11 protein-coding genes are annotated in these 12826 nt (G+C 60.0%); 8 read left to right on the top strand and 3 right to left on the bottom strand.

The features are described 5' to 3' along the window. Positions 1-2 precede the first annotated feature (2 nt). Genes BN32_RS21535 through BN32_RS21520 form a run of 4 tightly spaced genes read left to right on the top strand, consistent with a single transcriptional unit; the run spans position 3 to position 3988 of the window. Entirely contained in the window at positions 3-314 is a 312-nt protein-coding gene (locus tag BN32_RS21535) for a chaperone NapD (protein WP_051488559.1), read from the top strand. Further along, positions 311-2806 carry a periplasmic nitrate reductase subunit alpha gene (napA, locus tag BN32_RS21530; RefSeq protein ID WP_040427178.1) on the top strand — a complete coding sequence of 832 codons (2496 nt, stop codon included), beginning with the start codon at positions 311-313 and terminating at the stop codon, positions 2804-2806. The genes BN32_RS21535 and napA overlap by 4 nt, the downstream gene beginning before the upstream one ends. After that, the gene (locus BN32_RS21525) at positions 2779-3276 is read left to right on the top strand and encodes a nitrate reductase cytochrome c-type subunit (protein ID WP_040427176.1); all 498 of its coding nucleotides are present in this window, start codon (positions 2779-2781) and stop codon (positions 3274-3276) included. The genes napA and BN32_RS21525 overlap by 28 nt, the downstream gene beginning before the upstream one ends. Positions 3277-3283: 7 nt before the next feature. Then, on the top strand, positions 3284-3988 hold the full coding sequence (locus BN32_RS21520; RefSeq protein ID WP_019195944.1) for a cytochrome c3 family protein: 705 nt from the start codon (positions 3284-3286) through the stop codon (positions 3986-3988). A gap of 112 nt (positions 3989-4100) precedes the next feature. Here the strand turns inward: BN32_RS21520 and BN32_RS21515 are convergent, their stop codons facing one another. Continuing rightward, positions 4101-4547 (bottom strand): DUF2147 domain-containing protein, encoded by a 447-nt coding sequence (locus BN32_RS21515; RefSeq protein ID WP_019195945.1) that lies wholly within the window; start codon positions 4545-4547, stop codon positions 4101-4103. A gap of 336 nt (positions 4548-4883) precedes the next feature. Between BN32_RS21515 and BN32_RS21510 the strand changes: the two genes are divergently transcribed. The 4 genes from BN32_RS21510 (at position 4884) to BN32_RS21495 (ending at position 10203) form a co-directional block, all read left to right on the top strand. Then, a complete protein-coding gene (locus tag BN32_RS21510) occupies positions 4884-6608 on the top strand; it encodes a cation:proton antiporter (protein WP_019195946.1) in 1725 nt (574 codons plus the stop codon). 235 nt (positions 6609-6843) lie between these two features. Continuing rightward, positions 6844-7920 carry a 3,4-dihydroxy-2-butanone-4-phosphate synthase gene (gene ribB / locus BN32_RS21505; RefSeq protein ID WP_019195947.1) on the top strand — a complete coding sequence of 359 codons (1077 nt, stop codon included), beginning with the start codon at positions 6844-6846 and terminating at the stop codon, positions 7918-7920. Between the two features lie 110 nt (positions 7921-8030). After that, the gene (locus BN32_RS21500) at positions 8031-9245 is read left to right on the top strand and encodes an acyl-CoA dehydrogenase (protein ID WP_019195948.1); all 1215 of its coding nucleotides are present in this window, start codon (positions 8031-8033) and stop codon (positions 9243-9245) included. Positions 9246-9273: 28 nt separating this feature from the next. Then, entirely contained in the window at positions 9274-10203 is a 930-nt protein-coding gene (locus BN32_RS21495; protein WP_019195949.1) for an MBL fold metallo-hydrolase, read from the top strand. On the opposite strand, the gene BN32_RS21490 is transcribed toward BN32_RS21495, so the two are convergent. Continuing rightward, a complete protein-coding gene (locus BN32_RS21490) occupies positions 10176-11024 on the bottom strand; it encodes a DUF1499 domain-containing protein (RefSeq protein ID WP_019195950.1) in 849 nt (282 codons plus the stop codon). The genes BN32_RS21495 and BN32_RS21490 overlap by 28 nt on opposite strands. A 147-nt stretch (positions 11025-11171) precedes the next feature. Next, complete coding sequence (locus tag BN32_RS21485; RefSeq protein WP_019195951.1) at positions 11172-12800, bottom strand: fatty-acid--CoA ligase; 1629 nt, start codon at positions 12798-12800, stop codon at positions 11172-11174. Positions 12801-12826 lie beyond the last annotated feature (26 nt).

Raw genomic sequence — 12826 nt, 5'->3', positions numbered from 1 at the left:
CCATGAAAGAGCCTAGGCTTTCGCGACGAACGCTTCTGTCAGGGCATCTTCAGGCTCCCGTCATTCACATCTCGAGCGCAGTGGTTTCCGTCCTGCCGAAGCATCTTGAAAATGTCGTGCAGCTGTTATCGGAGTTGCCCGAAGTCGAAGTCCATCACCGCAATGCGTCGAAGATCGTCATCGTCCTTGAGGGGCCGGATAGTGGTGCGCTTGGCGCGCGGCTCGCCGAGATATCAGGATGGGAAGGCGTGCTGTCCGCCAACATGGTTTTCGAGCAGATCGAGGATTCTGCCGGGCATGGTGAGGAACGATGACTCTCTCTCGACGCGAGATGCTCAAGGCCCAAGCCGCTGCGATTGCCGCCGCTGCGGCCAACATCACCGTCCCCGCCGCAGCGCAACCGATCGCGCAAGGTATCGGATCGCTTGAGATCAAATGGTCCAAGGCGCCGTGCCGTTTTTGTGGCACCGGATGCGGTGTCATGGTCGGGGTGAAAGGCGGCAAGGTTGTTGCGACACATGGCGATACCCTGGCGGAAGTAAACCGCGGCCTGAATTGTATTAAAGGCTATTTTCTGTCGAAGATCATGTATGGCGGCGACCGTCTGACGACGCCGCTGATGCGCAAGAAGAACGGCATCTACGACAAGAATGGTGAGTTTGAGCCAGTGGGCTGGGATGAGGCCTTCGATGTGATGGCAAGCCGCATGAAGGCTGTCCTCAAGGCGAAAGGTCCGACCGCGGTTGGTATGTTCGGTTCAGGTCAGTGGACTGTTTGGGAAGGGTATGCGGCAACCAAGCTGATGCGCGCGGGCTTCCGCTCCAACAATCTCGATCCCAACGCGCGCCACTGCATGGCTTCGGCGGCTTATGCGTTTATGCGCACGTTCGGAGCGGACGAGCCGATGGGATGCTACGACGATTTCGAGGCCGCAGATGCGTTCGTGCTGTGGGGATCGAACATGGCCGAGATGCATCCGATCCTCTGGACACGCCTGACTGATCGCCGCCTGAGCCACCCACACGTCAAGGTCGCGGTGCTCTCCACCTTCACCCATCGCAGTTCCGACCTCGCCGACATTCCGATCGTCTTCAAGCCGGGCACCGATCTGGCCATCCTCAACTACATCGCCAACCACATCATCACCACCGGCCGGGTCAACAAGGATTTCGTGAACAATCACACGTCATTCGTGAAGGGCGCGACCGATATCGGCTACGGGCTACGGCCGGACAATCCGGCCGAGCAAAAAGCCAAGGGGGCGGCTAATCCCGGCGCGACAGAGCCGATCGATTTCGACGCCTATGCGAAATTCGTGAAAGACTACACGCTGGAGAGAGTTTCGGCGCTCACCGGCGTGGAGCGTGGCTTCCTTCAGGAACTGGCCGAGTTGTATGCCGACCCATCGCGCAAGGTCATGTCGCTGTGGACGATGGGCTTCAACCAGCATGTGCGCGGCGTATGGGCCAACCAACTCGTCTACAACATCCATCTGCTGACTGGAAAAATCTCCGAGCCCGGCAATTCGCCGTTCTCGCTGACCGGGCAGCCGTCAGCGTGTGGCACCGCGCGGGAGGTCGGTACCTTCGCGCACCGTCTGCCGGCGGACATGACGGTGACCAACCCCGAACACCGCAAGCGCGCCGAGGAACTATGGCGCGTGCCGCATGGTCTGGTCCCCGAAAAGCCGGGGTATCATGCGGTCGAGCAGGATCGGATGTTGCGCGACGGCAAACTCAATTTCTACTGGATCCAGGTCAACAACAACCTGCAGGCTGCGCCGAACAGCTCGCAGGAGACTTATCCCGGCTATCGCAATCCCGATAACTTCATCGTGGTGTCTGATGCCTATCCTACCGTCACCGCAATGGCGGCTGACCTCATTTTGCCGGCTGCGATGTGGGTGGAGAAGGAAGGCGCCTACGGCAATGCCGAGCGCCGAACGCATTTCTGGCGCCAGTTGGTGAAGGCTCCCGGTGAAGCGCGCTCGGACCTTTGGCAAATGATGGAGTTCTCTAAGCGGTTTGTGACCGACGAAGTTTGGCCGCAGGATATCCTGCAGGCTAATCCGAACTATCGAGGCAAGACGCTGTTCGAGGTGCTGTTCCGCAACGGCAATGTCGATCGTTTTGCCGTGACTGAAATTCCGGCCGAGTATGAGAACCATGAGTCGAAGGCATTCGGATTCTACGTCCAGAAGGGCATGTTCGAGGAATATGCATCATTCGGGCGGGGGCACGGCCATGACCTCGCGCCGTTTGACACGTATCACGAGGTGCGTGGTTTGCGGTGGCCTGTGGTCGACGGCAAGGAAACTCGCTGGCGCTACCGCGAAGGCCTCGATCCTTATGTAAAGCCCGGAAAGGGCATCGAGTTCTATGGGCAGCCTGACGGCCGGGCGAAAATTATCGCGGTGCCTTACGAGCCGCCGGCAGAGTCTCCGGACAAGGAGTTCGATATCTGGCTGGTGACTGGCCGCGTACTGGAGCACTGGCACTCAGGCTCTATGACCATGCGCGTGCCGGAATTGTACAAGGCGTTTCCGGGCGCACTCTGCTTTATGCATGCCGAGGATGCGCGGGAACGCGGCATCAATCAGGGGGCTGAGGTCAAGCTGGCATCCCGTCGCGGCGAAATCAGAACGCGCGTCGATACGCGCGGGCGCAATCGCATGCCGCGCGGCGTTGTTTTTGTGCCCTGGTTCGATGCAAGCCAGCTCATCAACAAGTCCACACTCGACGCGACGGATCCGATTTCAAAACAGACGGATTTCAAGAAATGCGCGGTCAAGATTACCCCGGTCTAGGCGTGATGGTTCGTTCCCTGTTGGGGGCAGTCCTGAGCGCGTCCATCGTTTTGCTGACGGGCGCAATCTACGCGCAGACCGCGCCGAAGGTCGTCCCGCGGGTCACCGGTAACGGGGCTCCGATGAGTGAGTCTCCGATCCCGCCGTTTGCGCGTCCGATCACCGACGACAGGCGTGTGATGCGCAATTATCCCGAGCAACCGCCGGTGATCCCGCACTCGATTGACAACTATCAGCTCACGCTGAGGACCAACCGTTGCCTCGATTGCCATCGGCGCCAGTACACCGAAGGATCCGGTGCGCCGATGATCAGCGTGACCCATTTCATGGATCGCGATGGTCAGGTCCTCGCCGATGTGACCCCGCGGCGATATTTCTGCACCGCCTGCCACGTCCAGCAAACCGATGCCGCCCCGCTGGTGCCGAATACGTTCCAGGACATGCTTCTGGTCCACGAACCAAAGCAGTGAGAGCGAGATGGCGAGATTGAAAGCTCTGCTGCGGTGGTTCTGGGGGATCGCGAGCCGGCCGAGCACCTATTTCAGCCTGGGCTTCCTGACGCTTGGCGGCTTCCTGTGCGGGGTGATGTTCTGGGGCGCGTTCAACACGGCGCTTGAAATCACCAATACGGAAAAGTTCTGCACGTCCTGTCACGAAATGCACGACAACGTGTATCAGGAACTTCAGCGGACCATCCATTTCGCGAACAGATCCGGAGTGCGCGCGACATGCCCCGATTGTCACGTGCCCCACGATTGGACCGATAAAATCGCACGCAAGATGCAGGCTTCAAAGGAGGTCTGGGGCAAAATTTTCGGCACGATCTCGACCCGGCAGAAGTTTCTCGACATGCGCCTCGAGCTCGCAAAGCACGAATGGGCGCGGCTTAAGGCCAACGATTCGCTTGAATGCCGGAATTGCCATTCGGCGATCGCCATGGATTTCACCAAGCAGACGCGACGGGCAGCGGAGATCCATACCCGTTTTTTGGTCTCGGGAGAGCGAACCTGCATTGATTGCCACAAGGGCATTGCACATGAATTGCCGGACATGACCGGGATCGAGCCGGGCTGGACCGCACCTGCAGAACTAAGGGACAGGCAGAGCTCCCTGGAACAGCAGCGGCAATCGTTGCAGCGTTTTCTCGCTTCAACGAACTCGGCTGCGCTGAACAGCGATTGACGCCATAGCGGAGAATCGAAGGCCGCAAATCCGACCATATTTCCATGCAATATAGATATTTAGCCGTTTTACTGCGCCTCGACCACAGCCGTTCGTGTAAGCGACGATGGCCTCAGCGGCCGCCAAGCCGGGTCCAGTTTTCACCGCCGCAAATCGCGCCGACGCATCCTTCGACGCGCAGTGTCCTTGGTCCTGTCAGCAAAACCTTGCCATCATAAACCTTGCCGTCATCGCCATTATAGATGTGGCCGGTCCAGGTGCCGGGGCCGCTTGGAACTATGCCAAGGAAAAGCTGAACACCAATCATGGGGCGTGACGCCAGTGCAGGATCCGGGTTCTTGTCATCGGTCTGCGGCTTGCCGGTTGCGGGGTCGATCGCTTCGCGTAGCCAGGCAACCTTGCCGCAGAGCGCTCGTCCGCATTGGGTAACCTGAATTCGGGCGTCGCCTTTCTCCGTAGCCCAAAGGCCAAGAGGGGACCCTTCGTCTGCCGCTGCAGCGCTGCTCCAGCCGCCGACCAAAAGAAACAGCGCGAAAAAGAGATTCAATTTCGAATTCATGACCAACCTGATGCTCGAAGTCCCCGGCGGGAACGTATACAGGAGGACTCGTTATTCAAGCCAAGGAGCGATACGGGTCGGCGTGTTTTTAGCGATTGTCACTTCATGGTCACCATCGGGTAGCATTCCGCGCTGACTTGTCGCACAATGATGCGGCACCTCTGCACTCTCAGCCGTCATCCATGTTCAAATTCAGGGCTTGAGGCGAAAGCCGCCGCAAACCGCCGTCATCCGGCGGCGCAAATTGCGCCATAGATATTGCTTTCGCGGCGGTCTTTGGTCCTTATATAAGGACTTGATTCAGGCATTTTTGACGTTGCCGGGCCGGCCGAGGGCATGCACGAACTTATTCGCGATATTACCTTTTCGATCCTGTTTGCCTGGGTGCTTGGCCTGGCCGCGCATTTTTTCCGGCAACCTCTGATCCTCGCCTATCTGGTCGGTGGCTTCGTCATCGGCCCGTTCGGCATGGGATGGGTCAAGTCGCAGGAATCGATCAGCACGATTTCCGAGCTTGGCCTGATTTTCATGCTGTTCATGATCGGGCTGGAAATCGACCTGAAAAAGATCATCAGGGCCGGCCGTGTGATCCTGTTTGCCGCCGGCGGGCAATTGATTGGCGCCTGCCTGCTTGGTCTCGCATTCTTTATTGCCATCGGCCTGTCGCTGGGGGCCGGCAAGTTCGACGCACTTTATCTGACGGTTGCCTGTGCTCTCTCAAGCACGGTTATCATCGTCAAGGTTCTCTACGAAAAGCGTGAACTCGACACGCTGCCGGGGCGCATCACGCTGGGCGTATTGGTGCTTCAGGACATCTTCGCGATCCTGTTTCTTGCGGTCCAGCCGAGTCTCGGCAATCTGCAGATCAGTATCGTCCTGATGTCGATCGGCCGGGTCGCCGCGCTGGTTGCGACGGCGATGATTCTCAGCCGCTTTGTATTGCCTAGGATATTTCACCAGATCGCACGCAGTCCTGAACTCGTCATGCTCGGGGCGCTGGCATGGTGCTTCCTGATCGGCGAAATCGCCGAACGTCTTCATCTGTCGCGGGAGATGGGATCGCTGGTGGCCGGTGTATCGCTCTCGACATTCCCTTACGCGCTGGACGTAACGGCGAAGGTCACCACGCTGCGAGATTTTTTCATCACGCTGTTTTTCGTGGCGCTCGGCATGACGATCCCGATACCGAATTCGTCGACGATCGGACTGGCGCTCGTGATCGCGGCATTTACGGTGGTCAGCCGGATGGTCACGACGTTCCTGCCGCTCTACCTTATGAAGCAGGGGCTTCGCGCCAGCCTGTTGCCCGCGCTCAACCTTTCGCAGATCAGCGAATTCTCGCTGGTCGTGATTCAGACCGGCATCGTCGCTGGGCACATCACGCAGGAGACATCCAACGCGGCGTCATTTGCTTTCGTGATCCTCGCGGTTCTGTCGACCTTTGTGATCATGCGCAGCGACCCGATTACCCGGTGGGCCATCGGTGCGATGAAGCGGACTGGGTTTCGCGATCTTGACCAGACGCAAACTGCCGATGACCATGAGGGGGGGCATGGCGCCGCCCGGAGGATCGTCATTCTTGGTTTCTTCCGCGCAGCGAGCGCGCTGGTGAGCGAGATAGAACGGCAGAACAAGTCTCTGCTCGATCAGATCAGCGTGGTCGACTTCAATCCGAACGTATTCCGCACGCTGACCGCGCGTGGTATTCACGTCATCTATGGTGACATCAGCAATATAGACACTCTGCTGCATGCCGGCGTCGGCAACGCGGAGATCATCATTCTCAGCGTGCCGGATTCGCTGCTGAAAGGCGCCAACAACGAAAAATTGGTCCGCCACGTCCGTTCGATGAACCCGGATGCGAAGATTATTTCGACGGCAGACCTGCTGGCCGATGTGAGGGATATTTACGCTGCCGGCGCGGATTATGTGACGGTGACCCGCATCACGGACGCCGAGGAACTTTACAAGGTGATCGATGCTGCGGACCAGGGTCTGCTGGAGGAGAAGCGCGCCGAGATGGACGGCCTTTTGGCCGAGCGCAGGGAAGTCCTGCCTTGACGTCAATGATCCGGGCCGGGGGGCACGTTTCGCCACGCGGAAGCTGTGTCGTTTAAAACTGCGAAATCCGGCGTCTCGCGTACAAATCCGGACCCTTGCTCCGATTTGGGAAGAGCATATCTTTCAATTCTCAGCGTTAAACGTCCGCGGATGACGGCCATGTGGACGGGACAGTTGCGCGCGCCCGCGCCCTGCGCCATACGATCTGCACCCTTTTTGAGAGCACGAGCACGTTATGGCCCATCCTATCCCCGAAGTTCTGAAGGCGTTTGCAGCGGGTGAAATCGTCGTGGTCACCGACGACGATGACCGCGAAGGCGAGGGCGATCTGATCGTCGCCGCGACCTTGTGTACAGCGGAGAAGATGGCGTTCATCATCCGCCACACCTCAGGCATCGTTTGCGCCCCGATCACAGCGGACAACGCGCGGCGTCTGCGGCTCGACCCGATGGTCGCCCATAACGACTCCAATCACACCACCGCCTTCACGGTGTCGATCGACTACAAGCCCGGAATGACCACCGGCATTTCGGCTGAGGAGCGCACTGTCTGTTGCCGCGCGCTGGCCAATCCCAACGCCGGCGCCAGCGATTTTGCGCGCCCCGGTCACATCTTTCCGCTGATCGCACGAGATGGTGGTGTTCTTCTGCGTTCGGGTCATACCGAGGCCGCGGTCGATCTCTGCAAGCTGTGCGATCTGCCGCCGGTCGGCGTCATCAGCGAACTCATGAACGACGACGGCACGGTGATGAAGGGCGAACAGGTCGTGAAGTTCGCGGCACAGCACAACCTCAAGCATGTCACCATCGCTGACATGATTTCGTACCGGCAGGCGCGCGAGAAACTGATCGAGCGGGTATCGACCTTCACGGTCGATAGCCCGATCGGGCAACTGGACGGCTATGCCTATCGCTCGCCGTTCGATCCAGTCTATCACGTCGCGTTCGTCTACAAGGGGGTCGGTAACGGCCAGAACGTGCTGGCGCGTTTTCACAAGCCGAATATCATCAAGGACATCTTCTTCGGGTCGGGCCGGATCCTTGCTGCGCTGGAGCACTTTAAGACGAACGGCAGCGGTGTGCTGGTGTATCTGCGCGACGGCGCAGCGGGCGTGCCTGTGGCCCCGATCGCTGACGATCATTCGGCGGAAGCGGATCGCCACCGGCAATGGCGTGAAGTCGGCGTCGGCGCGCAAATTCTGCGTGATCTCGGCGTGACGTCGATCCGTCACCTCACATCGTCCGCGCACGATTACAAAGGCCTCTCGGGATTTGGAATCGAAATCGTCGCCAATGAACCGTTTGAAGGTTAGTCGTCGCGTCGGTCTGGCGAATTCGGGAACTGGTTTTGCGCTTGCAACCTGACGCCGACGATTTATCGTGATTTCAGAGCAGCAGATGATGTAGCTGAAAGGATACTGTCATGAGTGCCCGTCCGCAGACCAAGGACAAGCCCGCCAAGGCGACATTCCATTGGGACGATCCGTTCCTGCTTGACGATCAGTTGACCGAGGACGAGCGGATGATCCGCGACACGGCGCGGGCCTATGCTCAGGACAAGCTGCTGCCGCGGGTGACGCAGGCCTATCTCGAAGAAAAGACGGATCGCGAAATCTTCAACGAGATGGGCGAACTCGGCCTGATCGGCGTCACGCTTCCGGAAGAGTATGGCTGCGCCAACGCGAGCTACGTTGCCTATGGCCTTGTGGCGCGCGAGATCGAGCGGATCGATTCCGGCTACCGCTCGATGAACAGCGTGCAGTCGTCGCTGGTGATGTATCCGATTTACGCCTATGGCGACGAGACCCAGCGCAAGAAGTACCTGCCAAAGCTGGCTACCGGCGAGTGGGTCGGCTGCTTCGGCCTCACCGAGCCCGATGCCGGTTCGGATCCGGACGGCATGAAGACGCGCGCCGAGAAGGTCGCCGACGGCTATCGTCTGACCGGCTCAAAGATGTGGATTTCCAACGCGCCGATCGCCGACGTGTTCGTGGTGTGGGCGAAATCCGCCGCGCATGACAACAAGGTCCGCGGCTTCATCCTCGAGAAGGGTATGAAGGGCCTCTCCGCGCCGAAGATCGGCGGCAAGCTAAGTTTGCGCGCCTCGATCACCGGCGAAGTCGTGATGGACGGCGTCGTGGTTCCGGAAAGCGCACTGCTCCCGAACGTGTCGGGTCTTGCCGGACCTTTCGGTTGCCTCAACCGCGCCCGCTACGGCATTTCGTGGGGGGCCATGGGTGCGGCGGAAGACTGCTTCGCCCGCGCGCGGCAGTACACGCTCGAGCGCAAGCAGTTTGGCCGTCCATTGGCCGCGACGCAGCTTGTGCAGAAGAAGCTGGCTGACATGGAGACCGAGATCGCGCTGGGTCTGCAGGGCTCGCTGCGCGTCGGCCGCCTGATGGATGAAGGCAAGATGGCGCCGGAGATGATCTCGATCATGAAGCGCAACAACTGCGGCAAAGCGCTCGACATCGCGCGTCTCGCCCGCGACATGCACGGCGGCAACGGCATCTCCAGCGAGTATCACGTGATGCGTCACGCGCAGAATCTCGAGACCGTGAACACCTATGAGGGCACCCACGACGTGCACGCCCTCATCCTCGGCCGCGCCATCACCGGCATCCAGGCGTTTTCGTAAGCGCGCCCGATCAGGTGAGGTTTCAGCTTTGAGCGTCAATGACGATATTCCGTTCAACCGGGATTTTCAGCTCGCGCCCGGTATCGTGGACGAAGTGGTCGCCGGCGTCCGGCGGGTGTTGTGCGACAATCCCAGCCCGTTCACGTTTACCGGAACGGTAAGCTACATCGTCGGAAAGGGTAACGTCGCGATCATTGATCCTGGTCCGGTCGATGAGGCTCATACGCAGGCGCTGCTCGATGCGGTGCGTGGCGAGACCGTCACGCATATCCTCGTGACTCACACCCACAACGATCATTCCCCCGGCGTTGCCCGCCTCAAGGCCGCGACTGGCGCGACAGTTTACGCCGAAGGCCAGCACCGCGCGTCCCGACCGGCCTATGCGACTGAAACCCGCGCCACCGAGTCCGGCGGCGACTGGAACTTCCGTCCGGATCGCATCCTCAAGGATGGCGATGTCGTAGAGGGGGATGGCTGGCGGCTGGAAGTTGTCGCGACCCCGGGACACACCGCCAATCACATCGCCTTCGCTTGGCCTGAACGGAAGCTGACGTTCGTCGGCGATCACGTGATGGGCTGGTCGACCTCGATCGTGGCGCCACCGGACGGATCGATGGTCGACTACATGGCCTCGCTCGAGAGGCTGGCGCTTCGCGACGAGCAACTCTATTTCTCCGGTCACGGCCCGGAAATTCCGGATGCCGTGCGGTTCGTGAAGTTTCTCATTCGTCACCGCCAGGCGCGCGAAGCGTCGATTTTGCACCGGCTGGCGAAGGGTGAGGCCGACATTCCGACCATCGTGCGCGCGAGCTACATCGGCATCGATCCGCGACTGGTCGGCGCTGCCGGCTATTCGGTATTGGCGCATCTTGAAGATCTGGTTGCGCGCGACGTGGTCGCGACCGATGGCGATCCGACCATCGACGGCAGTTATCGCTTGGTTGCGCCCTTGGCCTGAGGCTTGGCCGGCGTAATCAGCATTTTCACCGGCTGCGCGGTATCCACTGCGTCATTCAACTCTTCCGCGAACTTGATGATGCGCGCCGCGTTGGTGCCGAGGTCATGTTCGAAATAGCGGGACGATGAGCGGAGGTCGACACGCGCTCCGTCGCCGTCCGGCATGATGCGGATCGCGACGTCCTCGCGGAAGCCCATAATCGGTGTTCGTGCCACGGCCTCGATACGGCCGATACGCTGTGGAGGCTGCGGCGGGCGTTCGTCGATCACCAGCCACTTGTGCCGGTTCACCAGACGCAGCGCCATCTCGTAAGCTTTCAGAACGGGCACGTCGATGTTGATCGGCTCGACATCGGGATAGGCGATGCGCTGCTGTTCGGCGGAATACAGACCCGCATAGACGGCAGGATTCGCGCCATCGCCCGCGCGTAGCCGCGCCAGCGCCTCAAATCGCGGCGGGTTGATCGGATCGGTGGTGATGTCGTGAATGGCCGGCAGTGTGCGGAACTGGAAGGCGAGGTAAGCCGGGTAAGCAAGGATAGTGGCGTCGATCAGGAAGGCCAGCAGGATGCGACTCATGCCGCGCGAGCCATTTTGCCAGATGGCCGCAAAGGCCGCGAGGCCAACCAGGATTGAGAGGCCAGCACAGGCGAGCGCGCCGAAGAACGTCGTCAGCGCCGGCTTGAAGTCGAGAAATCCGAACCGGACGATGACGACCGCAACAATTGATGCGAGCAGCGAAAACACCGCAAGGCGCCGCGACCACGAGGCGAGAGCGGAGATCGGCTCCATCTGGTAAGCGGCGGCAATCCGGCGGGCCATGCCTCGAATCCATTCCCTGCGCCGGTGCTGAAAGGGGCGCGCCGGTGACCTAGCGCATTTTCAGGGCCGGAGGGAAGCTGGTTTGGAAACCAGGCACGAAAATGCCCGGCGCGAGGCCGGGCATAATGTCTAATCGGACCAGCAACCTCAGGCCGCTGCGGTTGGGAACTGGTAGTTCTTGAACTGATCCCGGAGTGCCGTCTTCAAGATCTTCCCGGTCGCGGTGTGCGGAATGGCGTCCACGAACTGGACATCGTCCGGCATCCACCACTTTGCGATCTTCCCGTCCATGTACTGCAGGATCTCGTCACGGCTTGCCTTCTGCTCAGGTTTCAGCTGCACGATCAGCAGCGGCCGTTCGTCCCATTTCGGATGGTGGACGCCGATGACTGCGGCTTCCAGCACCTTCGGATGGCCGACCGCAAGGTTTTCGAGATCGATCGACGATATCCATTCTCCGCCCGACTTGATTACGTCCTTGGAGCGGTCTGTGATCCGCATGTAGGCATCGGCGTCGATGGTGGCGACGTCGCCGGTGTCGAAGAAGCCCTTGTCGTCGAGGATGTTGGTCTCGACACGATAGTAGGCTTTCGAGATCGACGGTCCGCTCACCTTGAGGCGCCCGAAGGTCTTGCCGTCCCACGGCAGTTCCTTGCCGTTGTCGTCGGTGATCTTCATCTGCACGCCGAACGGCGGATAACCCTGCGTTTGCAGGATATCGAGCCGGGGGTCGCCGGTCAGCGTCGCGAACGGCGGCTTGAGCGCGCCCACGGTGCCGATCGGGCTCATCTCCGTCATGCCCCATGCGTGGCGAACCTCGACGCCCTGATCGACGAAGGCCTTGATCATGGAGCGCGGCATTGCCGAGCCGCCGCAGATCAGGACTTTCAGATCGGGCAGTGTCTTCTTCTCGGCAGCCATGTATTGCAGGAGCATCAGCCACACCGTCGGCACGCCGGCGGTGTAGGTCACCTTTTCGGTGGAAAGCAGTTCATAGACCGACGCGCCGTCGAGCTTCGCGCCGGGCATCACCAGTTTGGTACCCATCGTCGGTGCCGAGAATGCGATGCCCCAGCTGTTGGCGTGGAACAGCGGCACCACCGGCAACATGGTGTCGCTGGCGCGGGTGCCGAGCGCGTCGGTGTTGTTGGCCATCAGCGCATGGAGAACGTTCGATCGGTGCGAATAGAGCACGCCCTTCGGATCGCCGGTAGTGCCCGAAGTGTAGCACATTGCGGCCGCGGTATTCTCGTCGAATTCCTTCCACTGGAAGTTGCCATCGACCTCGGCGATCCACTCTTCATAGGAGATCGCGTTCTTCAGCGTGGTCTGCGGCATGTGAGCCTTGTCGGTGAACACGATGAAGCGTTCGACAGACGGCATTTTGTCCGCGATCTTTTCCAGCAGCGGAACAAACGTGAGGTCGGTCATCATGATGCGGTCTTGCGCATGATTGACGATCCAGACGATCTGGTCCGGGAACAGCCGCGGATTGACGGTATGGCAAATGGCGCCGATGCCCATGATGCCGTACCATGCTTCGAGATGACGCCAGGTGTTCCATGCGATGGTAGCGACGCGATCGCCGATCTTGATGCCATGCTTGTCGAGCTGCTGGCCGACTTTCAGCGCGCGGGCACGAATTTCGGCGTAATTGGTGCGATGAATAGGCCCTTCGACCGATCGCGTCACGACTTCCTGCTTGCCGTGAATTGCCGCTGCGTGATCGATAATCCGATGACACAACAAGGGCCAATTTTGCATCAATCCAAGCATTCGGTATTTCCTCCTGAAGACGGTCT

Source organism: Afipia birgiae 34632 (assembly GCF_000308295.2).
GTDB classification, from domain to species: Bacteria; Pseudomonadota; Alphaproteobacteria; order Rhizobiales; family Xanthobacteraceae; genus Afipia; species Afipia birgiae.
Note: the sequence above shows the minus strand (reverse complement) of the source record. Positions and strands in the feature narration are given on the sequence as shown.

Coding starts and splice junctions, on each gene's coding strand:
- BN32_RS21535 (WP_051488559.1), top strand. CDS start 3: ATGAAAGAGCCTAGGCTTTCGCGACGAACGCTTCTGTCAGGGCATCTT.
- napA (WP_040427178.1), top strand. CDS start 311: ATGACTCTCTCTCGACGCGAGATGCTCAAGGCCCAAGCCGCTGCGATT.
- BN32_RS21525 (WP_040427176.1), top strand. CDS start 2,779: ATGCGCGGTCAAGATTACCCCGGTCTAGGCGTGATGGTTCGTTCCCTG.
- BN32_RS21520 (WP_019195944.1), top strand. CDS start 3,284: ATGGCGAGATTGAAAGCTCTGCTGCGGTGGTTCTGGGGGATCGCGAGC.
- BN32_RS21515 (WP_019195945.1), bottom strand. CDS start 4,547: ATGAATTCGAAATTGAATCTCTTTTTCGCGCTGTTTCTTTTGGTCGGC.
- BN32_RS21510 (WP_019195946.1), top strand. CDS start 4,884: ATGCACGAACTTATTCGCGATATTACCTTTTCGATCCTGTTTGCCTGG.
- ribB (WP_019195947.1), top strand. CDS start 6,844: ATGGCCCATCCTATCCCCGAAGTTCTGAAGGCGTTTGCAGCGGGTGAA.
- BN32_RS21500 (WP_019195948.1), top strand. CDS start 8,031: ATGAGTGCCCGTCCGCAGACCAAGGACAAGCCCGCCAAGGCGACATTC.
- BN32_RS21490 (WP_019195950.1), bottom strand. CDS start 11,024: ATGGCCCGCCGGATTGCCGCCGCTTACCAGATGGAGCCGATCTCCGCT.
- BN32_RS21485 (WP_019195951.1), bottom strand. CDS start 12,800: ATGCTTGGATTGATGCAAAATTGGCCCTTGTTGTGTCATCGGATTATC.